This is a genomic window from Paenibacillus alba, assembly GCF_013204855.1.
In the GTDB taxonomy this organism is placed as follows: Bacteria; Bacillota; Bacilli; order Paenibacillales; family NBRC-103111; genus Paenibacillus_E; species Paenibacillus_E alba.
In genome coordinates, this window is the sequence record NZ_JABMKZ010000002.1 from 364708 (window position 1) to 389867 (window position 25160).

Annotated in this window: 26 protein-coding genes; 3 read left to right on the forward strand and 23 right to left on the reverse strand. The window is 46.6% G+C overall.

From position 1 onward, the window contains the following. Nucleotides 1–80 precede the first annotated feature (80 nt). From HQN90_RS01725 to HQN90_RS01740, 4 genes are all read right to left on the reverse strand, one after another. Nucleotides 81–1586, reverse strand: a complete 1506-nt coding sequence (locus HQN90_RS01725) for an AAA family ATPase (RefSeq protein WP_173215880.1) — start codon at nt 1584–1586, stop codon at nt 81–83. Continuing rightward, nucleotides 1579–2109: a hypothetical protein gene (locus tag HQN90_RS01730; protein ID WP_173215882.1), complete on the reverse strand. Its 531-nt coding sequence runs from the start codon at nt 2107–2109 to the stop codon at nt 1579–1581. Before HQN90_RS01730 ends, HQN90_RS01725 begins: the two co-directional genes overlap by 8 nt. Nucleotides 2110–2223: 114 nt before the next feature. Continuing rightward, the gene (locus HQN90_RS01735) at nt 2224–2712 is read right to left on the reverse strand and encodes a cell wall elongation regulator TseB-like domain-containing protein (RefSeq protein ID WP_173215884.1); all 489 of its coding nucleotides are present in this window, start codon (nt 2710–2712) and stop codon (nt 2224–2226) included. A gap of 42 nt (nt 2713–2754) precedes the next feature. After that, nucleotides 2755–4050 (reverse strand): amidohydrolase, encoded by a 1296-nt coding sequence (locus tag HQN90_RS01740; protein WP_173215886.1) that lies wholly within the window; start codon nt 4048–4050, stop codon nt 2755–2757. A 289-nt stretch (nt 4051–4339) separates the two neighbouring features. On the opposite strand from HQN90_RS01740, the gene HQN90_RS01745 reads away from it, so the two are divergent. Then, the gene (locus HQN90_RS01745) at nt 4340–4966 is read left to right on the forward strand and encodes a DUF47 domain-containing protein (protein ID WP_173215888.1); all 627 of its coding nucleotides are present in this window, start codon (nt 4340–4342) and stop codon (nt 4964–4966) included. Between the two features lie 61 nt (nt 4967–5027). Next, nucleotides 5028–6029 (forward strand): inorganic phosphate transporter, encoded by a 1002-nt coding sequence (locus HQN90_RS01750; protein WP_173215890.1) that lies wholly within the window; start codon nt 5028–5030, stop codon nt 6027–6029. Nucleotides 6030–6984: 955 nt separating this feature from the next. On the opposite strand, the gene HQN90_RS01755 is transcribed toward HQN90_RS01750, so the two are convergent. From HQN90_RS01755 to HQN90_RS01820, 14 genes are all read right to left on the reverse strand, one after another. Further along, entirely contained in the window at nt 6985–7605 is a 621-nt protein-coding gene (locus HQN90_RS01755) for a redox-sensing transcriptional repressor Rex (protein WP_079420745.1), read from the reverse strand. Nucleotides 7606–7607: 2 nt separating this feature from the next. Further along, on the reverse strand, nt 7608–10463 hold the full coding sequence (dinG, locus tag HQN90_RS01760; RefSeq protein ID WP_173215892.1) for an ATP-dependent DNA helicase DinG: 2856 nt from the start codon (nt 10461–10463) through the stop codon (nt 7608–7610). A gap of 90 nt (nt 10464–10553) precedes the next feature. Then, nucleotides 10554–11147 (reverse strand): tetratricopeptide repeat protein, encoded by a 594-nt coding sequence (locus HQN90_RS01765; protein ID WP_173215894.1) that lies wholly within the window; start codon nt 11145–11147, stop codon nt 10554–10556. 79 nt (nt 11148–11226) lie between these two features. Further along, entirely contained in the window at nt 11227–11610 is a 384-nt protein-coding gene (gene panD, locus HQN90_RS01770) for an aspartate 1-decarboxylase (protein WP_079420739.1), read from the reverse strand. 5 nt (nt 11611–11615) lie between these two features. Then, the gene (gene panC / locus HQN90_RS01775) at nt 11616–12479 is read right to left on the reverse strand and encodes a pantoate--beta-alanine ligase (RefSeq protein WP_173216472.1); all 864 of its coding nucleotides are present in this window, start codon (nt 12477–12479) and stop codon (nt 11616–11618) included. Nucleotides 12480–12502: 23 nt separating this feature from the next. After that, on the reverse strand, nt 12503–13360 hold the full coding sequence (panB, locus tag HQN90_RS01780) for a 3-methyl-2-oxobutanoate hydroxymethyltransferase (protein ID WP_079421022.1): 858 nt from the start codon (nt 13358–13360) through the stop codon (nt 12503–12505). A 246-nt stretch (nt 13361–13606) separates the two neighbouring features. Further along, nucleotides 13607–14575 carry a biotin--[acetyl-CoA-carboxylase] ligase gene (locus HQN90_RS01785; protein ID WP_173215896.1) on the reverse strand — a complete coding sequence of 323 codons (969 nt, stop codon included), beginning with the start codon at nt 14573–14575 and terminating at the stop codon, nt 13607–13609. Between the two features lie 49 nt (nt 14576–14624). Next, entirely contained in the window at nt 14625–15947 is a 1323-nt protein-coding gene (locus HQN90_RS01790; RefSeq protein WP_173215898.1) for a CCA tRNA nucleotidyltransferase, read from the reverse strand. Between the two features lie 29 nt (nt 15948–15976). Then, nucleotides 15977–17149: an N-acetyl-alpha-D-glucosaminyl L-malate synthase BshA gene (gene bshA / locus HQN90_RS01795; protein WP_173215900.1), complete on the reverse strand. Its 1173-nt coding sequence runs from the start codon at nt 17147–17149 to the stop codon at nt 15977–15979. Nucleotides 17150–17166: 17 nt separating this feature from the next. After that, nucleotides 17167–17859: a bacillithiol biosynthesis deacetylase BshB1 gene (bshB1, locus tag HQN90_RS01800; protein ID WP_173215902.1), complete on the reverse strand. Its 693-nt coding sequence runs from the start codon at nt 17857–17859 to the stop codon at nt 17167–17169. A gap of 1 nt (nt 17860) precedes the next feature. Further along, complete coding sequence (locus tag HQN90_RS01805) at nt 17861–18280, reverse strand: methylglyoxal synthase (RefSeq protein ID WP_079420734.1); 420 nt, start codon at nt 18278–18280, stop codon at nt 17861–17863. Between the two features lie 26 nt (nt 18281–18306). Then, complete coding sequence (dapB, locus tag HQN90_RS01810; protein ID WP_173215904.1) at nt 18307–19110, reverse strand: 4-hydroxy-tetrahydrodipicolinate reductase; 804 nt, start codon at nt 19108–19110, stop codon at nt 18307–18309. 33 nt (nt 19111–19143) lie between these two features. Next, nucleotides 19144–19647 (reverse strand): tetratricopeptide repeat protein, encoded by a 504-nt coding sequence (locus HQN90_RS01815; RefSeq protein WP_173215906.1) that lies wholly within the window; start codon nt 19645–19647, stop codon nt 19144–19146. A gap of 63 nt (nt 19648–19710) precedes the next feature. Continuing rightward, nucleotides 19711–20049, reverse strand: coding sequence for a nucleotide pyrophosphohydrolase (locus HQN90_RS01820; protein ID WP_079420731.1), 339 nt, complete (start codon nt 20047–20049; stop codon nt 19711–19713). Between the two features lie 112 nt (nt 20050–20161). Here HQN90_RS01820 and HQN90_RS01825 point away from each other — a divergent pair, with 112 nt between their 5' ends. Continuing rightward, entirely contained in the window at nt 20162–21034 is an 873-nt protein-coding gene (locus tag HQN90_RS01825; RefSeq protein WP_079420730.1) for a YitT family protein, read from the forward strand. Between the two features lie 42 nt (nt 21035–21076). Here the strand turns inward: HQN90_RS01825 and HQN90_RS01830 are convergent, their stop codons facing one another. The 5 genes from HQN90_RS01830 to HQN90_RS01850 all read right to left on the reverse strand — a co-directional run bounded on the left by HQN90_RS01830 (nt 21077) and on the right by HQN90_RS01850 (nt 24892). Continuing rightward, complete coding sequence (locus HQN90_RS01830) at nt 21077–21955, reverse strand: sporulation protein YpjB (RefSeq protein ID WP_173215909.1); 879 nt, start codon at nt 21953–21955, stop codon at nt 21077–21079. A 66-nt stretch (nt 21956–22021) separates the two neighbouring features. Next, the gene (locus HQN90_RS01835) at nt 22022–22684 is read right to left on the reverse strand and encodes a DUF1405 domain-containing protein (RefSeq protein WP_246361999.1); all 663 of its coding nucleotides are present in this window, start codon (nt 22682–22684) and stop codon (nt 22022–22024) included. 62 nt (nt 22685–22746) lie between these two features. After that, complete coding sequence (locus HQN90_RS01840) at nt 22747–23637, reverse strand: menaquinol-cytochrome c reductase cytochrome b/c subunit (RefSeq protein ID WP_173215911.1); 891 nt, start codon at nt 23635–23637, stop codon at nt 22747–22749. A gap of 20 nt (nt 23638–23657) precedes the next feature. Continuing rightward, the gene (gene qcrB / locus HQN90_RS01845; protein ID WP_028554311.1) at nt 23658–24329 is read right to left on the reverse strand and encodes a menaquinol-cytochrome c reductase cytochrome b subunit; all 672 of its coding nucleotides are present in this window, start codon (nt 24327–24329) and stop codon (nt 23658–23660) included. Nucleotides 24330–24346: 17 nt separating this feature from the next. Continuing rightward, complete coding sequence (locus HQN90_RS01850; protein ID WP_173215913.1) at nt 24347–24892, reverse strand: QcrA and Rieske domain-containing protein; 546 nt, start codon at nt 24890–24892, stop codon at nt 24347–24349. Between the last annotated feature and the right edge of the window lie 268 nt (nt 24893–25160).

Below are 25160 nucleotides of genomic sequence, written 5' to 3' on the forward strand. Positions count from 1 at the left end.
TCTCTTTTCCATAAAGCTTATGTATTTCAAAAAAAGAGCCGCCCTCAAGTAGTTTATCTACTTAAGGGACAGCTCCTCCACTATGCACTTTGTGAAACAGACGCATCAAACAGGGTACGGAACGTATCACCTGATAGGACTTCTTCTTTCATCAATATCGCAAAAGAATGATCGAATACACTGCGCTGCTGCTCTAGCAATTCCTTCGTTCGTATCATTAGCGCATCCAGAATTGCCGTATTTTCTTTCATCAGCTGATCCTTCGTCACCATCTCGCGGTCGATAATACCGAGGGAAGTTAAGCCGGAATCCATCATATTGCGCACCATGGAAAGCGCCTGCTCGAAGTCGTTACGGGAGCCGGTACTGCGTCCGCCGTAGAAAATTTCTTCAGCCGCGGCACCGCCAAGAGCAATCATGATCTGATGTTCAATATAATCTTTCGTGTACAAATAATGGTCCTTCGGAGGATTATGACGTACATAACCAAGTGCTTTTCCTCGCGGACTCACCGTAACCTGAGAAACCGAGCCAGGGCGGACCATTTCGGCAATGATCGCATGGCCTAATTCATGATAGGCGACACGCTCTTTTTCCTCTAATGCAGCTTCTTTATCTGTTCTCTCGCCCATCATCACTTTATCAATCGCCGAAGCAAGGTGATGCTGCTCGATAGCCGGTTTTTCCTCACGCATAGCATAAATAGCTGCTTCATTCAGAACGCCTTCCAACTGTGCTCCTGAGAAGCCAAAGGTTTGATCTGCAATAGTATCCAGTGAAACGCTATCGGCTAAAGGTTTATTTTTCACGTGAATATCCAAAATAGATAGACGTCCCTTTTTATCAGGCAGATCCACTTCAATATGACGGTCAAATCGACCTGGACGCAATAAAGCACTATCGAGCATTTCTTTACGATTCGTTGCCGCAATGATCAGAATACGCGGAGCGTCGTTCGTATGGATGCCATCCATTTCCGTTAATAGCTGATTCAAAGTCTGATCATATTCTCGCTGCTGACCGCCATCACGCTTACCGCCAATTACATCAATCTCATCAATAAAAATAATCGCATTATCTTTACCTTCTTTGGCCGCACGAGTTCTGGCTTCCTTGAATAAATCACGTACACGGCTGGCACCAACACCGACGTACATTTCTACAAATTCACTTCCTGAAGCTGCCAAATAAACAGAATTCGTATAATGCGCGGCTGCTTTGGCCATTAATGTTTTCCCAGTCCCCGGAGGGCCTGTGAGCAAAAGCCCTTTGAGCGGTCGAATGCCCAGCTTCTTCATTTCTTCATGTTTGATCAGAAAATCAAGAGCTTCCGTTAACTCCTTTTTTGCTCGGTCTTGTCCGCCGATCTCATCAAAGGTTAAATACGAGGGTGTGCGGTTTTTATTTTTGCGTTCACCGCCGCCAGTCGCAACTCCAACCCCTCCGCGGCCTCTAATCATATAAAATAAAGAAACACCGAGAACCGCGACAAACAATATCGGAATCACATTCACACCTAGAAAAGCAAGAAAGATAAGTAAAACAGGGATAAATCCAATACCGATTTCCTTATAAATTTTACTCATTCGGCCACACTCCTATCTGTGACGATCTAGGCAGCATGATAAATTTCGTAGCATCACCATCTGTCAAACGAATGTACACATTCGACTGGTCCATTTCAGTTTCAACTTTCATCGTCGGAACTTCTGCCGCATATTTCTGCAAGGTGGTTGGAATATCGGCATAATGCTTGGTTTCCATCGCTTGAGCAACCTCGAATAAAGCTTTGGACCACCACAGCTCGAGCTTGTCTGACGGGTTGCTTTTGACATCAATATTAACTGTACGCTTGCCAATTATTGAGGCACCATCTTTGTGAATGCGATCAACCACCGTTCTTAAACTGGCATCTTGGCTTAAGGCTACTTCTATATCAACACGGTCACTGTTCAATTTCATTGTAGAGCTTGTTACACCGGGAACCTTGCTTATGATGTCACTTAACGGATTTTCCATGGCAAAGCTTGTATAGGCAAACCAACCGCCGAACAAAACACCGGCAGAGATAATAACACTCAACACGACAGGTAAGAGACGCAGCTTCATCAGTCAACGTCCCCCTTTCTACGGTTATTTTGTTTCGTCCGTTTCTATACGAAAAGTATATCACGTCATATATACGATTGCTCTATGAAATGAGTGGAAACAAAAAAACTCAGCCTAATGAAGGCTGAGTCGATACGTATCCAAGTATTGTCCGTCTTTGAATTTATAATAATCATAGAAATAGCGCGTGCCGCCGTCTTCTTGTCTTTTGTAGAACACTTCCCACACGTAATCTTGACCAAGCTTGCCAGGCATCACACGTTGGACCTCAAAGTCTTGGCCCTTTTTCAGCATGATATCCCGCACTTGCTCTTCTGTAAAACCTTCATTAGCCATTTCCGAGTGGATTTCTTTATCTGACACCCAAACAATCAGATCTTGGCCAATCTTATCTTCACCATACACAATTTGGAACGGTTCGTCTCCATAGAAAAAATCGACCTTGGTTGCTTTGGTCATGATACTTTTCTCATAGGCCGTTTCCACTGCTTTGCTTTTTCCGTCCCAGTGTTCACTCTGTACATTCAAGTAAAAGCGGCTGAGCACGACACCAAGTGTCACTATAATAAATACACCTAATGTGATTGATCGCTTCAGATTCATAAACGCCGCTCACCTCCCCAGACGAACTTGCCGGCTATCTGCTTATCCAATCAATCTGTCAAAGCATTGTTCAAATTCACGCTTAATTTTCTCTTCATCCAGCGTAGTACATTCGCCCTTGCGCACAATCCAATTCCCATCCACGCATACGTCTACAACATCTTTCGCACAGGCCGAGTAGACAACATGAGAAACGAAATCCGTCTTCGGCAAGAAGTGCGGCTGATCGATATCCAACGCAATAAAATCGGCTTTCATGCCAGGCTGCAGCGTACCGACTTGATCAAGCCAAATGGATTCCGCCCCCATGCGAGTGCCCATCAACAGCGCTTCAGCTGCGGGAACAGCAAGTGGATCACCGGAAACCCCTTTGTGAATCAACGCCGCTAATCGCATTTCCTCGAACATGTCCAAATTGTTATTGGAAGCCGCCCCGTCTGTTCCCAAGGAAACTTTCACTCCAGCACGAAGCAGCTCAGGAACGCGCGCTACTCCACTTGCCAGTTTAAGATTGCTGCCTGGATTATGCGATACACGAACATCGTATTGTTTGAGAATGCTAATTTCTTCATCCGTGAGATGAACGCCATGAGCGATAAGGGTTGGTCGGCTGAACACACCCAGTTTCTCTAAATGAGCTACTGGATGAAGTCCGTATTGATCAACATTCGCTTGCACTTCTCGACTTGTCTCAGACATATGCGTATGAATCGGCAAGTTCAAATCATGAGCAGCTTGAACGATACGCTCGATATAGTCCGGAGGGCATGTATATGGCGCGTGAGGCGACATCATCGTTGTGATCCGGCCATTTGCTGCGCCATGCCAATTTTTGGCGAACTCGGTCGCGTCGATTAACTTAGAAGTTTGTACTTCCGGTGGACAAAGTCCAATCACACCCCGTGTAAGCACGCCGCGCATACCGGACTCTTCCACAGCTTTGGCTACTTCATTCATATGATCATACATGTCAACTACGGTCGTAGTACCGCCTTTGATCATTTCCAAAATGGACAATAATGTCCCCCATTTCACATCCTGTGACGTGAATTTGGCTTCCATTGGCCACATTTTTTCTTCTAACCAAATTTGCAGCGCAAGATCATCTCCGTAACCACGCAAAAGCGACATCGCGGCATGACCATGCGTATTAACCAAGCCCGGCATGTACAGCTTATTAGTTCCGTCGATAACTTCATCATAGTTTTCTCGGGGCTCCGGACTTTGCTCTCCGATGTATGTAATTAAACTTCCTTCGATAACCATACAGCCTTTGATGGATGATTTCGCTTCATTATTAGAAATAAAAATACCATTCGTAATTAATGTTTTTTTCATACTAAAAAACCCTCTCTATGCTCATTCTATAAACAAACACTGCACTCTAAACTTTACATCTTCAGGCTTGTAAAATCAAGAATGCAACCCCGTGTAAAGAAATTGTAAATTGTCACGGAATTTTCGTTGCTTAAAGTACGATTGTTATGATACTTTTAGCATTGTGAGTTTTTTTCTACATAGGGGTCTGTTTATCCTCATAAATCGAAGAAAAAACCCTCTTTTGAGGTTATTCAATGATGAGCGAATGCGTTTATCTTGTATATATAGTAAATATTAGGAGGATCTTATGACAACGTTATTCACAAAAAAGAACGAAGTCGATTTCTTACAGCTGCTTATCCGGGCTGCAGAAAACGCACTTCAAACCGCCCAGTTATTTCGCACAGCCATGATGGGTGAAAAGCCTCCGATCGAATATGTTAAACCCATCCATGATCTAGAACATGCCGGTGATTCCATTACGCATGAAATTTTCAAAGGTCTAAACAAGGTTTTCATTACCCCGATTGACCGCGAAGACATTATGGTTCTCGCTTCCAAAGTTGACGATGTCACAGACGGTATTGAAGCGACCATTGCCCGTTTCGACTATTTAGGTGTTTCTCACACTGATTCTTATATGAAAGAATTTTCAGCAGTCATTGTGGACTCTTGTCAACATATGCTCGATGCTTTCAAACTGCTCGCCAAGAAAAAGTATATGCAAATTCCTGAGCATACCGTTGCCATCAACTCGCTTGAAAATGATGGAGACCGCTTAATGCGCGAAGGCATTCGCCAAATTTTCATAACCCGCAAAGACCCCTACGAGGATTTCAAACTCAAAGAAATCTATGAGCGTCTGGAAGAAACGACGGATGCCTGTGAAGATGTTGCCAATATCCTTGATAGTGTCGTACTTCGTTATTCATAGGAGTTTTCGCTGCTGTGGTGCGAAGAAAGTTTTCCTGCCGGAAAACGCTTAGGAGGAACTCATGTTAACCTATTTAATCATTATCGTTGTACTTGCTCTGCTATTCGATTTCATCAATGGATTTCACGACACAGCGAATGCGATAGCAACTTCCATTTCAACACGTGCATTGAGTCCGCGAGTTGCTATCATCATGGCAGCCACACTTAACTTTGTTGGCGCTATGGTTTCTTCTAAAGTTGCCAAAACAGTTGGGGGCAGCATTGCCAATCCAGCCAAGATTGAGAACGGTGTAGAAATCGTCATTGCCGCTCTACTCGCCGCTATTATTTGGAATTTACTTACCTGGTATCTTTCAATCCCATCTTCATCTTCCCATACTTTACTTGGTGCCTTGGCTGGGGCTGTCATCGCTGGAGCCGGCGTCCATTCTGTGAATTGGGATGGTTTCACTCAGATTATCATCATCTTGCTGCTATCGCCAATTATTGCTTTTGGGCTAGGTTATCTGATCATGGTGTTGATCAAGTACATCGTCATCTGGTCAGGGAATACATCGCGATCTAAGCTGAATCGGATGTTCCGCACCCTGCAGATTATATCCGCTGGTCTACTCTCCTACTCGCACGGCGGAAACGATGCACAGAAAGCAATGGGCATCATCGTGTTTGGTCTCGTCGCAGCCGGCGTGCAAACCGATCTGAACGTTCCTCTTTGGGTGAAAATCGCCGCGGCACTGGCTATGGGGCTTGGTACATCCATCGGAGGCTGGCGCATTATCAAAACAGTCTCAGGTAAAATTGTTAAAATCGAGCCGATAAACGGCTTTGCCTCAGACTTAACCTCTTCCATTGTTATTCAGTTCTCAACATTTATCGGTAAACCACTTTCAACAACACATGTGATTTCGTCCGCCATTATCGGGACAGGCAGTGTGCTGCGATTCCATGATGTACAATGGGGTACCGTTGGCCGCATGCTGATAACGTGGATCATCACCATTCCGATTAGCATCGTGTTAGCGTTCTCGATCTATTTCGTTTTATTTAGACTTATTTTCTAATCTTAGGAGCTGTTTCGAGTAGATAAACTACTTGAAGGCAGCTCCTTTTTGTTGAAACTCTCCAGCTCTAGTGGCTTTTTAAAAGAAAGCCTGCAATTGTGCATCTTTTTTACGCTTGGAGCAGCCTCTATTATGAAATGCCTGCAATTGTGCAGGTTTTTGAGGCTTTTTCTGGATTGGAGGCTGGTTAAGCTGAAAATACCTGCATTTTTGCAGGCATTTCCACTTTTTAAGCGAATTCGGTGAAAATTCCTGCACTTTTGCAGGTTTTCGGTCGTGTGGAACAAAATCTTGCCGAAAAATTAGGGATAGGATGGCACCGGATAGCATGGATGGTATGGTATGGCATAGCATCACATAGCACTGTATCGCATCACATAGCACTACATAGCACTACATAGCACTACATAGCACTACATAGCATCACATAGCATCACATAGCACTGCATAGCATCACATGGCACTCCATAGCATCACATAGCAATGCATAGCATCACATAGCACTACATAGCATCACATAGCATCACATAGCATCACATAGCATCACATAGCATCACATAGCACCGCATAGCATCACATAGCACTACATAGCATCACATAGCACCGCATAGCATCACATAGCACTGTATCGCATCACATAGCATGGCATTGCATCACATAGCACTGCATAACATCACATAGCACTGCATAGCATCACATAGCACTGTATCGCATCACATAGCACTGTATCGCACCACATAGCACTGTATCGCACCACATAGCACCTTAAGAGGCCACTCTCTCCGCCAAATCTTCTAATCAACTGTTTCCTTGCAGCCACAACGCAAAAAACAGCACTAAGCTCTTTGGATGCTTAGCACTGTTAACTTCGGCTGATCAGTTACCTCGATAGACACCAATCAACACGGAACGGTTGGCTTATATCTTATCGTATCTTATCTACCCCTAGCCCGCCTCAATCCAAATAGTAGGCCAAGCTCTGCAGCTCCGTTGTGAAATCCGCATAATGCACACGCACTTCCGGGGGGACCTTAATGATAACCGGGGCAAAATTGAGGATCGCTTCGATACCGCAGTCGACGAATTGATTCGCGACATTTTGAGCCTCGTTAGCAGGCACCGTAATGATGCCTATGCGCACACCCAACTGCGACAGCACGGTCTTCATTTCAGACATCGGCTGGACGATCAGATTATTAATCATCTCGCCCGCTTTTTCAGGCATCGCATCAAACAAAGCGACAATTTTCATATCATTGCGCAAGTACGTATTATAATTGCATAACGCACGGCCTAAATTGCCCGCTCCGACAAGCGCTACTTGAATATGACGATCGAGCTTAAGAATTTGCCTGATTTTCTCGATCAAATAAGAAATATCATAGCCAATGCCTTTTTTCCCGAATTCTCCGAAATAAGCCAGATCCTTGCGAATCTGAGCAGGATTCAGATCCAGCTTTTGACCCAAATCCTGCGAAGAAACCGTCGATACATTTTTCATCGAAAGCTCATTCAGATAGCGTAAATATATGGGCAGCCTGCGTACGACAGCCTCCGAAATTTTCTGTGTTTTCATCTCTACGCCTCCCCCATCCACTGCTCAATCCGCGGTAACATTTGTTCTGTCGTCATATGCTCTATCTTAGGTCCGGGCAGGGAATAGAGGAAATGCTTGCCATAATAAGTGTCAATGACGCGAGTATCATAAATGATGACAATTCCTTTATCGGAAGCGCGTCTAACAAGCCGGCCAAACCCTTGCTTGAAACGTATGACCGCCTGCGGCACGGAAAATTTCATAAAGGGATTTTCATTGCGTTTTTTAATATTCTCACACTTGGCTTCGACCAGAGGATTATTCGGCGGCTGGAACGGCAAGCGAATGATAGCCAGGCAGCTCAGCGCATCCCCGGGGATATCGACGCCTTCCCAGAATGAACTGGTGCCCAGCAGGACGCACATGGCGTTATCTTGGAACATTCGGGTCAACTTGCTGCGATTGCTGCTGTCAATCCCCTGACCAAGCACGGTAATGCCATACGGCTTCAGGACGTCTTTCATGCCCGCGTGAATTTGCTTCAGCATCCGGTTCGAGGTGCACAGAATCAGCATTCGCCCCTTGGTGACTTGCGCTACATCGCTGAGCGATTGAATAAGGGCATTGATAAATACAGGATCACCCGCCCCTTTAATCATCGGAAAATCACGCGGAATCACAACAAGCGCTTGCTCGCGATAATTAAAAGGAGAAGGCAGCTGCACCGTTTTGAGCTTGCCGTTCTCTTCATCTTCAGGAATCGTTAATCCCAGCTGATCCGCTGAATATTGAAAGGACTTGTTTACGGACAGCGTCGCCGAAGTAAGGATTATACTCTCTTTGGTTTCAAAGAAATGCTGCTGCAGCAAGCTGCTGACATCAATCGGCACGGAGTTAAGCTGCAGGGATTTCGCCTTGGCGTATGTCCCCGCTTCCATCCAATACACATACCCCTCGTCAGCCAGCTTCATAAAAAAGTGAAGAGCATCGCGGTGGTTGTACAGCTCTTTGACCGTTCCGTTCAGATCGGTCACTAGCCCCTGAACACCGAACACGTCCTGCATGTCTTTCACTTCGCTCAGCAGCTTATCCAAAGTTCTCAGCATGTCATTGGCATTCAAATAAATATTGTCTTCCATGATGACCAATTCCCGCCAATTATCGGGCAGGTTCTCCGGCTTCATGCGAAGAACATATTGCGAGTTTTCCGTTTGAGACGGATCGCTTTGGGAAGACAACAGCTCATACAGCGACTCGCTTAAACGATCCCAATCCTCTTTGATTTTGATGATTTTCGGAAAAACACTGTCAATCGCTTGACCCCAAGCCGCAACGCGCTCTTGGTGGTCATCGGATTTCTGCAAGCGGAACCGCAGCATTGGCAATTGACCGCTTCTGTTGTCCTTATACAGCCATAAGAGAGAATGATAGAAAGCGGAGGCATGCAGTTCAATGCCCAGATGTTTGCTCGCCACTTCTTCAAAATGATGTGCCTCATCAATCACAAGATGTTTGTAAGCCGGTAGAAGGCGGTTCTCAGCCTTCATATCCGTAAAGAGGAGGGAATGGTTGGTTATGATAACATCGGCCGTATTGGCGTCATTACGGGCGCGATGATAGAAGCACTTTTTGTACCATGGACACATTCGATTCAGACAGGAGTCGGTATCGCTGGCAACGGAATGCCAGAACTGAGCCCCTTTATTGCCAAAATGCAGCTCTTCTTCATCGCCATGCTCGGTTTCACTGAGCCAAACGACCATCTGGGCAGCTGTAATCGGATCTTCCTTGCCATTCTCATAATCCCGTGTCGTCAGCTTTGTTTCGAATTTCCGCAAACATAAGTAGTGGCTTCTGCCTTTGAGTATCGCGGCTTTGAACGGAACCGGAAAAATCGCTTTAAGCAGCGGAATATCCCTGTCGCGCAGCTGTTCCTGCAAGTTGATCGTGTGTGTAGACACAACCACTTTCTTTTCATACTTAATGCCGTAATAAATTGACGGAATTAAATAGCCCAGCGATTTGCCCGTCCCTGTTCCCGCTTCGATCATCAAGTGCTGATCTTGCTCCAGCGATTTCTCTACCTCCCAGATCATTTGCTCCTGGGATTCCCGATCTTCAAAGATCTCAAATTTTTCCTGGAGAGCCGTCTTCAGACTTTGATGAAACTCCTTGAAAGAAGCGCCCAAGCCGGCCTCATCCGCTTCCGTGCGAATCTCTTCTTCTTCGCCCCAATCGGCAACGTTCAGTGTAAACTGACGGAAATACCGATTCGTATCCATATCAACACTCGTGATGGATTCTTTGTATAGACAGATTTCATCAAGAAACCAACCTAAATCCGTGTTGCCGTTTTCGAAAATGTGCTGCAAGCGCTGAACGGTAAGAAGCGGCAAGCCAATCAAGCGCTCCAAACACATAATCCAGATGGCTGCCGTTACTTCTGCATCGCTGTCTGCCTGATGAGGCCTTTCATGATCAAGGCCAAACAAAGCGGCCACCATGCTGAGCTGAAGACTTGATATCGAGGGGAATAACATACGCAGCATATCAATGGTATCCAGCACGCGTCCTGAGAACGGAGGATAGCCGGTTTTCGTTAACCCTTTTTGCAAAAAAGAAACATCAAAGGCTGCGTGATGCGCCACTAGCACACAATCAAACAACAGCGGAAACATATCCGACATCACTTGGTCGATAGTAGGAGCATCCGCCACCATCTCATCGGTGATGCCCGTAAGGGTTGTAATCGAAGAAGGTATACCGATCCCTGGTTTGACCAGAGAAGTATACCTGTCTGTAATTTGAAATTGATCTATAATGACTAATCCAACCTGGATAATCTCATCCGCCGGCTGACTTCCTGTTGTTTCAAAATCCAAAACTGCAAATTTCATGACGTGTATCTTCAATCCCTTCGTCCTGCACTTCTCCTAGCATACCAAATCTCATGAGGAAAAGGGAATACCCAGTTAGCCGCTTTGTAATTAAGACTCGTCCAAATTGATCAGCGGCTCTATACAAGAAGGATCGGTATGATACGCTTTTTGGAAATACTCAAAGGCTTTCTCCATGTTCTGATTCTGAACTTGAATACACCCCATAGCATTGTAGGAGATGGCTTTCATTTGGGAATTATCGGTTAGGGGAAGAAGGAATTTGAAGTGCTGATACGCTTCGCCAAACTCCCCTTTCCGTAAATGTCCCATAGCTAGATACACTCTTGCCAGCAGGAAATCAGGCTGTCTTTCAATCAAAATCTCGAATTCCTTAATCGCCTGATCATACATGTAGAGCTTGTAATAGCCTTGGCCCCGCACGAATTCATCCGTTTGCTTCCCGGAAACATCGAGATCCATCAGTTCCTTATGAAGGGTTTGGGTGCTGATCGGAACGGCCCCATAGAACTTTCCCAGCTTCTCTTCAAAAAGCAGCCATGCCTCGATGAACTCATCGCTCATCGTTTTCAATACCTGCAATTGCTCGTCTAGCTCCGCCTTTTTCTCCACATTACTATTCGGATATTCTTTTTGGATTTCTTCCAAAACCTCGTTCATTGTGGAAAATAAATGCTTAAACATTTGGCATCCCACCTTTGCTTCGAAAGCTTATCCTCATTCTTTGTAAACAGCGCCGATTTCATGCATGGAGGAAATGATCTTAAAGGATCGTGGAATGCTCTTCCTCTTTCAGCAGCTGGGCAACCTTGTTGTTGGCCCCCATGATCGCAATCGTTGGATGATGCTTCTTCGCTTCCTCGTCACTCATCATGGCATAGGAAACAATAATCACCGTGTCGCCAGTTTGCACCAGCCGAGCGGCTGCACCATTCAAACAGATGATCCCAGAGCCTCGCGGCCCTGGAATAATATAAGTTTCTAGCCGTGCGCCGTTATTGTTATTGACAATCTGTACTTTCTCATTCGGCAGCATATCGACCAAATCGATCAAATCCTCATCGATGGTAATACTTCCAATATAGTTTAAGTTCGCTTCCGTAACGGTAGCACGGTGGATTTTGGCTTTCATCATTGTGCGAAACATAGACATCACTTCCTAACTTGTAAAATGAGATTATCAATTAAACGCGTCTTGCCAAATTTAACAGCTAAAGCCACGATAATAGATGTGGGATGATGACCAATTTCGAAAGGCTCCAGTGTCGGATAACCTAGTGCTTCTACGTAATCAATAGTCGCTAGCGGCGCAGATGCAATATGGCTGCTGACCAATTGTACTAACTCCTCTGAGGAAAATGAAGGATGAGATTGAATGAATTCCTTGACTTTGTCTAACGATTGCGATAATACTAACGCTTGTTTCCGTTCCTGTTCCGAGAGATAGACATTACGTGAACTCATAGCGAGACCGTCCGCTTCCCGGAGTGTCGGACAAGGAACGATTTCGATATCGAGATTAAGATCCTGCACCATTTGCTCGATCACAGCAATCTGTTGGGCGTCTTTAAGACCAAAGAAGGCTTGATCTGGCTGCACAATATGAAACAGCTTGCTGACAACCGTTGCTACCCCGTCAAAATGTCCAGGGCGCGAGGCCCCGCAAAGTCTCGAGGTCAAACCTGTCACACTAACCGTCGTGCGCGTAGGGGTCGGGTACATTTCTGCTACCGTCGGCATAAACACGAGATCAGCCCCCGCGGCTTCCGCCAGCTGGAGGTCCTTCTCGGTATTGCGAGGATAACGCTCGAAATCCTCACCGGGCCCGAACTGCAGCGGATTCACAAAGATACTTAGCACCACAAGGCCGCTTTGGGCCCGAGCTTTGCGAAGCAAGCTGACGTGCCCTTCGTGCAAATACCCCATCGTGGGCACAAAGCCCACGGATTGATCATGCTTGCGTCGATAATCCTTGATCCGAGAACGTAAATCGGCAATTGAATGAACTACTTGCATGGTTTGCGTAGCTTCCATGACGGTCATTCCTCCTTGTCGCCGTATAAATATTGAACCACATCGTTATCCATATGAAAAGAATGATCCGGGCTAGGGAAAGCTCGCGACTTCACTTCTTTCACATATTCGCCAATACCTGCTCGAATAGTTTCCCCTATATTGGCGTAAGCTTTGACGAACTTTCTGGGAGCACTGTCAGAACCATACTGTAATAAATCATGATAAACGAGCACTTGTCCGTCGCACTGAACGCCGGAACCAATGCCGATGGTCGGAATCGCCAATTGCTTGGAAATCCAAGCAGCCAGCTCATCAGTAACCAATTCCAAGACGATTGCAAAAGCACCGGCTGCCTCAATCGCTTTCGCATCGCTCAGCAGCTTCTCTGCTTGCTCCGAGCTGCGCCCCTGCACACGAAACCCGCCAAGCTGATGGACCGACTGCGGTGTTAAGCCTAAATGGCCAACGACAGGAACGCCTGCCTCTGTAATAGCTTTGACCGTTGCGGCGATTTCGGCGCCGCCTTCGAGCTTGACTGCCTTCGCTCCGCCCTCTTGCATCAAGCGCGCAACTCCTTTTAACGTTGCATCCAAGCTGCCGTGATACGTTAAGAATGGCATATCCGCAACGATGAATGTCCGTGAAGCCCCACGTACGGCCGCGCGAGTATGATAAACCATATCATCCATGGTGACGGGCAAAGTGGAATCGTAACCGTCTACGACATTCCCGAGCGAATCTCCCACGAGGATCACATCAATTCCAGCCTCTTCCGCCAATCTGGCCGAAGGATAATCATACGCCGTAATCATCGTAATCGGCACGCCGTCTTGCTTCATTTTTCTCATCTTAGTCGTTGTGAGCGCCTTGCGTTGTTCCATTTCCATCCCAGCTTCCCATATAAAATAAAAAACCTTTTAGCTAAGAGCTAAAAGGATCGCATGCAGAAAGAATCTAAGGTGATCCTTCTGTCTCGGTCCCATAAGGCTCAGAGCAGAATCCAACATCTCGTGTAACGTTATTCAAATGTCCAATAGATTGGCTTTCAAGCTGCAAGTGCAGTTCCTTTAAGGATACCGCCTTGTCATTCTATTATACCAAATCCGACTTCCATTTGATACCTTAAATTATTTCAATTCGATATCGCCGGAATAAATTTTAATTTTTTCCCCGTTTGCGGTAATGACCGTCAAAGCGCCGGAGTCATCCAACGAATCGGCTATTCCTTCAATAGGGCCCGAAGGCGAGTAAGTGCGAATCGGCCGCTTTAAGGTCACGCTCAGCGCCTCCCAGAGCAGTCGAATCGGCGCAAATCCTTTATCCATATAGAGCGCATAAAGATCTTCAAACTCCTGAAGAAAGGCTTGTACGAGATGCTCCCTCGAGATTTCTTGACCGGATTCGATAGCAAGCGATGTCGCAATGTTTCGCAGCTCCTCAGGATAATCCTCTGTTTTCAGATTTACACTGATGCCTATCCCGGCAATGACATATTTGAGACGCTCATCTTCACCGCTGCTCTCCAGTAAAATACCGCTGACTTTTTTACCTTTGATCAAAAGATCATTAGGCCATTTGATGCCAATTTCAACTTGGCATACCTTTTGAATAGAACGGCACAACGCTACGGCGCTCAAGAGCGTTAGCTGCGGCATGAAATACACTGGGACGCGCGGCGTCAAGACCATACTCATCCATATCCCTTTACCCGGCGGAGAATGCCACGCACGGCCCATTCGGCCTCGCCCGGCTGTCTGTTCCTCAGCAAGCACAATCGTGCCTTCAGGAGCCCCTGAAGCAACCAAAGCGTGAGCAATTGTCTGAGTCGAGTCTACTGCGCCATACACATGAACTTTCTGCCCCAGCACTTTGGTCTTCAATCCACTGAGCAGCTTGCTGACCTGCCAGCGGTCCGGCTTGCTTACCAACCGATAGCCTTTGCGAGGCGCTGCTTCAAATTCGTAGCCAGCTGCGCGAAGCTCTTCAATATGCTTCCATATTGCCGTACGGCTTACGTTCAGCCTGCGGCTGATTTCCTCGCCGGATACATAGGCATCCGGTGATTCCTGGAACAACTCCAAAATACGTTCGTTCATCTCTTTCACTCGCGATCTATCAGGAATTTAAAAAAACCGCGCTGCACTGCTACTGTGCAGCACGCGCGGCTTGTATTAGGATGTCTTTCTCGTTCGCCAGTTCTCCGAGCGCGGTTCGTTCAAGCAGCTGCTGCAGCAAGGTGCCCATCCATGGGCCCGGCTGCAGGCCAAGCTCCCCCGCCAGATCCTTGCCGGATATGGCGAGCTGCTTCAGGCTGAAGCAGAGAACCTCGCTCAGCCAAGCTTCTCCGCTGCGCACCAGCTCGGGCGCTGCGGTCTGGAGGAAACGCGCGAGCTCGCCGCGCTGCTGCGAAGCATCCGGCAGCGCGCGAAGCTGCCGCAGCAGTGCGCGGGCTGCGGCTTCGCCGCGGCGCACCGCGCCGAGCTTCCAGACCCGCTCCAGATGAGCCGGGTCTATCTGGCCGACGGCGTCCTGCGGAGCGCCGCCGCTGTGCATCTGCGCGGCTACCGCCTCGCGCAGGGCGAGATCCGCTACGACCGCGTCGCCGTCGGCGCGGGAGAAGGTCAGCTCCTGGAGCGCCGTGCGGACGATGTCCGAGGGCACCTCCAGGAGCATCAGCAGCATCGACCAGCGGTCATGCTGCCCTTCCAGCGCGCTGACGGCGTCCAGCGCGTCATCCCAAGCGAGCCAACGCTCAAAAGGCAGCGGAAGCTGCTTTTTGAGGTGTGCCGTGAGGCGGCTCGCCAGCAATAAGCGCACGGCCCGGGCGGGCGCCGGGCCTTCGATCATGCGCTCCAGCTCGCTGCGCACACGCTCCATCGCGATGTGGCGCATGAGCGGAGCTTGCTTGAGCAGCGCCTGCCAAGTTCCCGCTTCGACCTCAAGCTTATAGGTCGAAGCAAAACGAACACAGCGAAGCATGCGCAGCGCATCTTCCCCAAATCGCTCTTCGGCCGAGCCTACGCAGCGAAGCACACCGGCCTCCAGATCCTTCTGACCGTCAAAAGGATCCAGAATCCTTCCATTTCTGTCCATCGCCATCGCGTTCATCGTGAAATCACGACGCTTCAAATCCTCGATCAAATCGGAGATATAGGCGACGGAAGCCGGTCTTCGGAAACCTTCGTATTCGGATTCTTTGCGGAATGTGGTCACTTCGTAAGTTCCCTCAGCTAATACCACGGTAACTGTACCATGCTGCAAGCCTGTTGGCACTGTGCGCGTGAAACAAGCAATGACCTGCTCCGGAAGTGCAGAGGTTGCGATATCAATATCCTTGATCCGCCGATTCAGCACAGCATCCCGTACACAACCGCCAACCAGATAAGCTTCATACCCGGCTTCTTCCAGCTTGCAGATGACAGCCGAAGCACCACGATCCTGTATATGACTATTAACCTTGTCTGACATGTTACTCCTGACCAGCGTTTCTACCCTGCTTATTGACAGAATGACGCTGTAATCCGATGTGATTCGGGAAGCTCTCTTCCCAGCACGCGGTAATAGATTTCTTCATATTGCATGGTTGTGATGTCGTTGCAGAACGTATTTCTGGCACGCATCAAGCAATTTTGCACAACTTGCTCATACAATGCTTGATTGCTTAGCAGGTTAACGGCAAGCTCAGCCATTTTCTCCGTATCTCCCACTTCTGCCAAATAGCCCGTTTCGCCGTGTGTGATAAGCTCAGGAATACCTCCGGCATTCGAGCCAATCGTTGGCACACCGCAAGCCATTGCTTCTAGAGCAACTAGTCCAAAGCTTTCTTTCTCCGAAGGCAGCAGCATCACATCCGCCAATGAAATCACCTGAGCGACATCATCTTGCTTGCCGCAGAAGGTCACCTTATCCGTAAGTCCCATCTCTTTGACTTTCGCAATCATTTTGGACAGATCAGGCCCTTCCCCGACAAACAATAGGCGTGAAGGAATGCGTTGACTGACTTTTGCAAAAATATCAATAACATCCTGCACACGTTTAACCGGTCTGAAGTTGGAAATATGAATTAATATTTTTTCTTCCGGCCGTGCAAACTCACTTCTTAGCTTGGAAATATCCCGTGGATAATACACGCGCTTATCAACAAAGTTATACGTTAAATCAATATCTCGATCTATATCCAGTGATTCCCTAGTTTCTTTAATTAAATCCTTCGATACGGCAGTAACCGCATCACTTTCGTTAATCGCATACCGAATTAAATCAGAAATCGATTGATCCTGCCCCAGAACGGTTATATCTGTCCCGTGAAGCGTCGTAACTACCTTAAGCTTCGTACCCACCATCTGCTTCGCTAACAGCGCGCACACAGCGTGTGGGATCGCGTAATGAACATGCAATAGATCCAGATCTTCCATTTTGGCAACCTGGGCCAATTTACTAGCCAAAGAAAGGTCGTACGGCGGATAACGGAAAACATAATATTGACTGACTTCAACTTCGTGATAAAAAATATTTTTATGAAATTTACCCAAGCGGAACGGCATGCTGTGGGTAATAAAGTGAACCTCGTGTCCTTTTTCGGCAAGCAGCTTGCCAAGTTCAGTAGCAACTACACCTGATCCGCCCAAAGTCGGATAACAAGTGATGCCAATTTTAAGTTTGTCGTTCATCCTACACCTCTTTTCGATCAATCGAAACGATCTACCACATAGGGCAGCTTGGATACAAAACCTTCTGCATACGTAATCATGCGTCTTTGCCCCATAAGGCGGTCGCGAGCCTCTACGCGCTCTACATACCCTTGATTAAGCGGCGTAGCTACTGTTCCCTGCCCTGTAATAAACTGAGAACGGTAGGCGCTTAACGCAGCTAATTTTTGGGCATACCATTCCGTCACATTAACCATTATATCTGCTTCATACACATCATTTATAAAATAAAAATACAAGTGTTCCACATTCACCGGCTCGGAATCCGGCAAATATTTTCGCAGCTTCGCATTGAAGACTGCTTCTTGAATTAATTCTGAACAAGCGATATGGTCAGGATGACGGTCCTGCCAATAAGGCGCGAACACAATCCTTGGTTGATACGTTCGAATTTCTTGCGTAATGCGTTCAATGTGGGCGCGTGTGGCCGACAGCCCCCGATCCGGTAAACCCAGATTGGTCCTGACCGTTAATCCGAGTAGGCTTGCAGCCTCATTCGCTTCTTCCATTCTTGTTTCCACAGTTCCATTCGAAGACATCTCGGCATACGTTAAGTCGCAAATGCCAACCTTCACGCCTTGAGCGGTATGTTTGGCAATCGTTCCACCCATCCCAATCTCAGCATCATCAGCATGTGCGCCAAAAATAAGGATATCCAGTTTTTCGCTCATGTTATTCAATACCCGGCTTATATTTATGTACGAGTTCTCGCCATGCAAAATCCCCGCGATCAAGCGCTCTAACGAGCAGCTCCGCTGTCGCAACGTTCGTCGCGCAAGGAATGCCTTGAACGTCGCAAAGACGCAGGAGGGCAATAATATCAGGCTCATGCGGCTGAGCCATCAATGGATCTCGCAAAAAGATAATAAAATCCATCTCATTTTCAGCTACTAATGCGCCAATCTGTTGATCCCCGCCAAGAGGACCTGACATAAACCGGTGAACGTCTAATTTCGTGTTGTCCATAATGCGCTGTCCTGTTGTTCCTGTCCCATAGAGCTTATGTCCTTGAAAAACATGCTCATAGGCGGTTATAAAGTTCACCATTTCGTCTTTCTTACGATCATGGGCAATTAGTGCAATCTTCAACATCCTACATTCCACTCCCCTAGGGCTCTTTAATCTATAAAATGCTCAAAACCGTAAATCATTCCGCTGTACGTCATTACTTTGCGTATGGCGATCGCAACCCCCGGCATATAAGCCGCACGGTCATAAGAATCATGTCTTATTTTCAGCGCTTGGCCAGGCTCGGCCATGATGACTTCCTGTTGCGCAAAAATGCCCGGCAGTCGAACACTATGTATTCTAAACCCATTGTAATACCCACCGCGCGAGCCTTCAATGGTTTCTTCTTCATTCGGATTCCCTTGACGACGTTCTTCTCTCACCTCGGAGATAAGCTCGGCCGTTTTCACTGCCGTACCCGAAGGCGCATCAAGCTTCTGATCACCATGGTACTCGATGATTTCCAAATTCGGAAAATATTTAGAGGCTTGTGCTGCGAATTTCATCATCAGAATCGCGCCGATCGAGAAATTGGGAGCGATCAAGCCACCGATGCCCTTTTCTTGACACAGCTTGTCCAATTCAGCAATAGCTTGAGGCGTGAAGCCGGTCGTCCCCATCACTGGGCGGATACCTAGACGAATCGCTAGATTCGTATGGGAAACCGCTGTTTGCGGACCTGTAAAATCTACGATCACATCCGGTCTTGCCTCTGTAAGCGCCTGCTCCACGTCGTTGCTCATCTTGACGCCGCACTCCTCGAATCCAACCATTTTCCCCAAATCAATTGGGCCAGAGGTACGGGAAACACCTGCAACCAGCTCCATATCGGACTCTGTGAGTACCGTCTTCACGACCTCTCGACCCATTCTTCCACTTGCTCCAATGACTGCTACTCGAATTTTACGATCCATGCGCCGTATATCTCCTTTGTGTATGTTTCCAGCCTACGATTTCAACTTCCTTTTATAGCGTGCAGCCTGCTGCTTCGCAAGCTCATGATTAGGCTCCAAGCGAATGGCTTCCAATATCGTTTGATACGCTCTTACATAATCATTGCGAAGAGCAAACACTTCGCCTAGTATAAGATACGCTTCTATCGCGAGAGGATCAAGAACAATCGCTTCTTTCAGCAAAAAAATAGCTCGTTCGGCATGCTCAGATTCGGTGCTTAACTCCTTCTGAGCACGATCGACCAGTTCTCTGGCATGCAGGACTTGCAAATGATAGCGATATACTTCATTGCCTGCTTCCAGTTCAAGCGCCTTCGTGGCATGCTCAATAGCCTGAACCAGCTTATTGCTTCTTGCAAAGGTAATCGAAAGTTTATAGTGATAGGCAGCATTGTCCGGTTCTGCAGCTATCGCTTTTTCAAACCATTCAATGGCTAATTCGAAATCATGACCAAGTATGGCTTCGTACGCTTTCTGTATTTGATCTTCTCCATTCATCTGCCCATCCTCCTTTGCGAAAGTCAGTCTCCCGTCTTCGAGGGATAGTACAGTTTATGAAGCTTACGTAGTTTCGGTGTTAATTTTGGTCCAACGACCTGCGTCCCTTGTGTTGAATTTGTGCATGATTTTATCATGCGCTTCGGTCAGATCAATCCCTAACGAGTTGGCAAAACAAATCGTAATGAACAGAATATCGCCCAGCTCCAGCTCTATGGAATTATCTGCTTCGGTACTTTTTTTGGGCTTTTCACCATAGGTATGGTTGACCTCTCGTGCCAGCTCCCCAACTTCTTCAGACATTCTCGCCAGCATCGCCAAGGGACTGAAATATCCTTCCTTGAACTGGGAAATATAAGTATCAACTTCTTGCTGTATATCTTTAAGTGTACGTTCTGACATGTTCACCCTTCTTTCCATCATCTTCACCAAAGCTATCATTACTATGTTAAACTAAACAAGAAAAGTTGACAAATTTTTTTGACCAACTCATCACGTATCCGGAGGAATAAAAATGATTTTCAAAGAACGATTTGCTGATCAATTTATGAATGTCCTTGCCATTATGATCGGTACAGCCATCTACGCGTTTGGTTTGCATTATTTCGTCATCTCGAATGAGTTGATGGAAGGGGGCGTTACGGGCATTTCATTGCTGTTAAAATACGTTCTGAACGTTCCGCCTTCGATCTCGACTTTAGTCATTAATATTCCTTTATTCTATTTGGGGTGGCGAGTCTTTGGCAAAGGTCCCATGCTGTATACGATTTTCGGCGTTGTCTCTCTCTCTTTCTTTCTCTGGGTGATGGAAGTGCTTATTCGGCTTCAGTGGCTAGTCCCTTTCCACACCAGCCAAGACTACTTCTTAGCTACGTTGTATGCCGGGATCAGTTTAGGAACAGGGCTTGGACTCGTATTCCGATTTGGCGGTACGACGGGGGGATCCGATATATTAGCCCGTATCGGACAGAAAAAAAGAGGCTGGAGTGTCGGACAGGTCATCCTGATCATCGATGTTGTCGTCATCGGCTCTTCCTTTCTTTATTTGCCGAAGGAGAAAGTCCTTTACTCGCTCGTTGCTGTCTTCGTCAGTTCTCGCATCATTGATTACATATCGGAAGGTGCTTATACCGCCAAAGCCTTTACAATTATTAGCGATCAAGCTGTTCCTATGGCTAAATCCATCACCCAGGAGCTAGACCGAGGCGTAACCCTGTTTCCTGCCCGTGGTGCTTACTCCGGCAATAATAAAGAAGTTGTTTACTGCGTCGTCTATCGTCATGAAACACGAAGACTCAAAGAACTCATTCATTCCATAGATCCCCAAGCTTTTATTATTATTGGTGAAGTACACGATGTCATTGGAGAAGGCTTCAAGACACAATGACAAAAAGTGGGTTGCGCAGCACGTCTGCACAACCCACTTTTTTCATCTGTTTTCGCTCTCACGCGTTGGCTTGACCGTTACAAAGCTTCTCCCTGACTGATACATCCTCCAACCAGCATAAGACAGAACGCTGACGATTATGAGACCAATCCCTAAGGACCAAATAATCGGCTGCCTCGGGTCTGTAATAGGTACAAAGGCAATGGCATCCTTATTCTTGAGAAACAATTCATCCAAGACTTGATTCAAATGCGTTAAGCCTGACTCCAGTTGGCGTGCAGCCATTGGTTTCTCGCTGATATTCTTGTGCAGAAAAACCAGCACAGAATCGAGCTTCTCTACCGAGCTTGCCTCGCGGCTGATCAGTAAAGCAGGATGAATAATCGCGATATGCTGTGACATTTTACCGAAATCTGTCAATGCTTCTGCTTGTTTATTGGACTTGATATCCTGCGTCAATAACAGGGCATCGTTTTGCAGCACTTTATGATATTGCAACCACATGGGTTGATTTTTATGTGTCAGGGCATCTGTGGCAAGCCGTAGCTTGGCAACGGCAACCTGTCCTTCGTCGGAAGAATATTGAGCCGCGTTATAGACTCTTTTCGCTTGCGTAATCGTTTCCGTCAAAGCGTTCAGGCCTTCCACAGAAGTAATGCCTTCAAAATGGATTTTAGGAATTTGATCCGATATTTGCTGCAATTTATTCCGTGCCTCCACGACTTGTCCATCCATCGTTTGTTTGTACATCTCGTCGGTGATTTGATTCAAAAACTCCACACGCTGAATTTGATCTGTATCTATGGGCTTAGCAGCTTGTCCTGTCGTACTTGTACCAGCCCCGCAAGCCGCGCTGATCGTTGCAACAATCGTGAGCATAAGAGTTGTTGCAACCATTCTCGACCTGATGGAAATAAACATGGGACATCCCCTCCTTCACCATCATCATATGGAGGTTCGTCCCACTTTAGACCAGACAATAGGCAGTTATCGCTCTGTTTTCTGACGTGTCGCCAGACATAGAACAGCAATGATGATACCTATCACGCTTAAGCTAATTGTGAAGCCTTCAATTGTCCGATAGTAATTGTCTACGAGTACATCCGGCAGTCTTGGAAAAACGCCTCTTTCATAGTCCATGAAATCGTTCCAGAACGTCCACGCTGCTACAAGGACTATTGCTGTAAGCTTGTAGCGGTACCATCTAACAAATAATAACGCTTCCAGGGCCATAGCCAAGTGAGATGCTGTCAGCATCCAACCATCCCAGCCAACCGGCACTCCTTGCCAGGCCCCTGCCCAAATCATCGTGACCGCCCAAATGCCATATTTAAAGGATGTAATTAATGCAAAAGCTTCAATAAATCCGCGAATGGCTTGATAAAGTTTACTAGGCTTTTTAGTTGAACGGTAATCGATCAGCAAGTAGCCAATGGTTAAGGTGAAAAATAGACTCGCCGTTGGACTGTCTGGCACGAAATACACATACCACAGCGGTTTCTCTGCAATGGTTTCAGTCATTTGTAACCAGTACCACTCATAACCGTAGATGGTTCCAAGAAGATTTGTGATGAAAAACAACCACAACATTTTTTTGCTTAACAGAAAATCCTTGCTCCAAAAATAGGCAATAGATAACCCTTCCTGCAAGTAAGCTCCTCCTCAAACTGATTTAAAAAAACCTGATCGCTCGCGCGATCAGGTTTCCCTTTTTATTGGGCTTTTTGTTTGGCTAACCATTCTGTCAGCTTCGTGATATCAGCATCTGTTAAGCCTTTATCAATATTAGCTTGGTACTGTTTACCCATGTTGCCCTTACCGTTTTTGATAATGCCAAGAATTTCATCTTGGGAATGCTTGTCACCTACACCAAGTAGGGCTGGTACACCAGAAGCCGGCATTCCTTTGAGTCCTGCGCCATGACAAGATAAGCATGTCGCTTTCTTGTAAATTTCTGCGCCTGGATCATCAGCGGCAACAATAGCTGCGCCTTTTTTCGTGTCTTTGGAAGCACCGCCGCCAGCAGCAGCACCTTTGTTTGCGTGCATTTCTTCTTCACGCTTAATGTGCTCAGGGACGATATTTTTCTCTTTCAATTCCACTTGATAATGAGCCCATGACGTGTACGTCAAATATGTACATGCAACTAAAGACAAGATCATAATGGATGAAGCAATGGGTCTTCTGTAGAAGCGACGCTCTTTGCCTGTATCCAAGAAAGGAGCAAGCAGCAAGCCGCCGAACAGTAAACCAGGAACAACAACCGCACCAAGAACAACGTAATCTCCTGATGTATATGGGTATTTCAACAATTGATACATGAACAAGAAGTACCAATCCGGCATTGGAATGAACGCCGTGTTCTTAGGATCCGCAGGATAACCGAGCGGAGCTGGATCGGACATGACCAGTACTAACATACCGACCAAGACGACAACACCAACCATCCATTCTTTCAGTAAGAAGTTTGGTACAAACGCTTCTGATTTCCCAGGATAAGCAGAATAATCTCTAGGAATCAGTCGTTGCTCTTGTGATTTCTTAATTACGCGGGAATCTCCCACATAAACGATTTTTTCGTCAGACTTATGACCATGCGCCACGCTATTTGCCCCTCCTTCAATTATAGCGGTCCAGAAATACCTTGTTTGCGAATCATGAAGAAATGTCCAGCAAGCAAAGCTAACAGAACGCCCGGCAGGAAGAATACGTGGATGGCGAAGAAACGAGTCAATGTTTGTGCGCCAACGATGCTTCCACCTTGCAGCAATGTTTCAATGTAAGGTCCCGCAAATGGAACAGATGCTGCAATTTTCATACCTACTTGCGTAGCGAAATACGCTTTGTTATCCCAAGGAAGCAGGTATCCGGTAAAACCAAGACCTAACATAACGAAGAAAATCAACATGCCTACAACCCAGTTCATTTCACGAGGAGCTTTGTACGAACCAGTGAAGAACACGCGCAGGGTATGTAAGAACATCATAACAATTACTAAGCTGGCTCCCCAGTGGTGCATACCTCTGACGATAACACCGAAAGCCACTTTATGTTGTAAATAGTCAACGCTGGCATACGCGTTGATAATATCAGGCGTGTAGTACATCGTTAAGAACATACCTGACAGAATTTGAATGACTGTGATGAAAAACGTCAATCCGCCGAAGCAATATACGAAAGCGGAAAAATGATGAGCAGGGTTTACGTGCTCTGGAACCTCGTGGTCTGCTACATCCCTCCACATTGGCGTAATATCAAGACGTTCGTCAATCCAGTTGTATACGTTTTTAAACATCTGATGCTGACGCCTCCTTATACTCTTGTGTTAGCATGTAGTTGTCCCACATAAACGAAACCATTCTCTACTTTGGTCGTGTATTCGTCCAGTGGCTTAGGTGCTACCGCAAGGTTCTTGCCATCTTGCGTATAGTGAGCACCGTGACAAGGACAGAAATACTGATCTTTGTAGGCAGGGTTGTCGTTCCAGTTGACTGTACATCCAAGATGCTTACAGGTTGGATTCAACGCAAAGAGCTTGCCGCCGCTGTCTTTGGAGATCCATGCAACCAATTCAGCATCACTTTCGTACCAGCCATCGACTTGATGGACTTGGAACGTAAACGCTTGTGGAACATTTGTAATTTTACTTTCTTCGACAACTTTAACCCAGTCCGAAGCACTTTTCTTTTGAAGGACAGGATCTACAGCAAACCGTATCATCGGTATAATAATACCGGCCCCCATGAATCCTCCAGCGCCACCAAGGGTGTAAGAAAGAAATTGCCGACGAGACATTTCGCGTTTGGTCCCGGGCTTCTTCCCATGCTGTTCTTCTTTGTGATTGTTGTGATCACTCATTCTCAGGTCTACCCTCCTACATTGGCCGATGTCCGAACCCTCTCGGACGTCAGTTACCTCTATCACGTGTCGTTCGACATTACACTACATAACTAGGACATTACTAATAATAGCCTAGGACTACTAGGTCGTCAAGAATCCATAACTCCTTTTAGTCGATTGAAATCTTGGCCTTTGAACAAATTTTAACGAAATTGTCACAACTTTTTCACAGCCATTGTAAGCAGTTACTCCCCTTATCCTGCACATTTTTTTTTCCAATAATACG

Bases quoted from the DNA above. Each gene is read 5' to 3' on its own strand.
- panC (WP_173216472.1), bottom strand. From the start codon at position 12,479: ATGCAAGTAGTTCATTCAATTGCCGATTTACGTTCTCGGATCAAGGAT.
- HQN90_RS01740 (WP_173215886.1), bottom strand. From the start codon at position 4,050: ATGAAAAAAACATTAATTACGAATGGTATTTTTATTTCTAATAATGAA.
- bshA (WP_173215900.1), bottom strand. From the start codon at position 17,149: ATGAACGACAAACTTAAAATTGGCATCACTTGTTATCCGACTTTGGGC.
- qcrB (WP_028554311.1), bottom strand. From the start codon at position 24,329: ATGTTTAAAAACGTATACAACTGGATTGACGAACGTCTTGATATTACG.
- HQN90_RS01815 (WP_173215906.1), bottom strand. From the start codon at position 19,647: ATGAATGGAGAAGATCAAATACAGAAAGCGTACGAAGCCATACTTGGT.
- HQN90_RS01805 (WP_079420734.1), bottom strand. From the start codon at position 18,280: ATGTTGAAGATTGCACTAATTGCCCATGATCGTAAGAAAGACGAAATG.
- HQN90_RS01820 (WP_079420731.1), bottom strand. From the start codon at position 20,049: ATGTCAGAACGTACACTTAAAGATATACAGCAAGAAGTTGATACTTAT.
- bshB1 (WP_173215902.1), bottom strand. From the start codon at position 17,859: ATGAGCGAAAAACTGGATATCCTTATTTTTGGCGCACATGCTGATGAT.
- HQN90_RS01730 (WP_173215882.1), bottom strand. From the start codon at position 2,109: ATGAAGCTGCGTCTCTTACCTGTCGTGTTGAGTGTTATTATCTCTGCC.
- HQN90_RS01750 (WP_173215890.1), top strand. From the start codon at position 5,028: ATGTTAACCTATTTAATCATTATCGTTGTACTTGCTCTGCTATTCGAT.
- HQN90_RS01745 (WP_173215888.1), top strand. From the start codon at position 4,340: ATGACAACGTTATTCACAAAAAAGAACGAAGTCGATTTCTTACAGCTG.
- HQN90_RS01785 (WP_173215896.1), bottom strand. From the start codon at position 14,575: ATGAACGAACGTATTTTGGAGTTGTTCCAGGAATCACCGGATGCCTAT.
- HQN90_RS01790 (WP_173215898.1), bottom strand. From the start codon at position 15,947: ATGTCAGACAAGGTTAATAGTCATATACAGGATCGTGGTGCTTCGGCT.
- HQN90_RS01765 (WP_173215894.1), bottom strand. From the start codon at position 11,147: ATGTTTAAGCATTTATTTTCCACAATGAACGAGGTTTTGGAAGAAATC.
- HQN90_RS01755 (WP_079420745.1), bottom strand. From the start codon at position 7,605: ATGAAAACACAGAAAATTTCGGAGGCTGTCGTACGCAGGCTGCCCATA.
- HQN90_RS01725 (WP_173215880.1), bottom strand. From the start codon at position 1,586: ATGAGTAAAATTTATAAGGAAATCGGTATTGGATTTATCCCTGTTTTA.
- HQN90_RS01850 (WP_173215913.1), bottom strand. From the start codon at position 24,892: ATGAGTGATCACAACAATCACAAAGAAGAACAGCATGGGAAGAAGCCC.
- HQN90_RS01830 (WP_173215909.1), bottom strand. From the start codon at position 21,955: ATGTTTATTTCCATCAGGTCGAGAATGGTTGCAACAACTCTTATGCTC.
- panD (WP_079420739.1), bottom strand. From the start codon at position 11,610: ATGTTTCGCACAATGATGAAAGCCAAAATCCACCGTGCTACCGTTACG.
- panB (WP_079421022.1), bottom strand. From the start codon at position 13,360: ATGGAACAACGCAAGGCGCTCACAACGACTAAGATGAGAAAAATGAAG.
- HQN90_RS01735 (WP_173215884.1), bottom strand. From the start codon at position 2,712: ATGAATCTGAAGCGATCAATCACATTAGGTGTATTTATTATAGTGACA.
- dapB (WP_173215904.1), bottom strand. From the start codon at position 19,110: ATGGATCGTAAAATTCGAGTAGCAGTCATTGGAGCAAGTGGAAGAATG.
- HQN90_RS01825 (WP_079420730.1), top strand. From the start codon at position 20,162: ATGATTTTCAAAGAACGATTTGCTGATCAATTTATGAATGTCCTTGCC.
- dinG (WP_173215892.1), bottom strand. From the start codon at position 10,463: ATGAAATTTGCAGTTTTGGATTTTGAAACAACAGGAAGTCAGCCGGCG.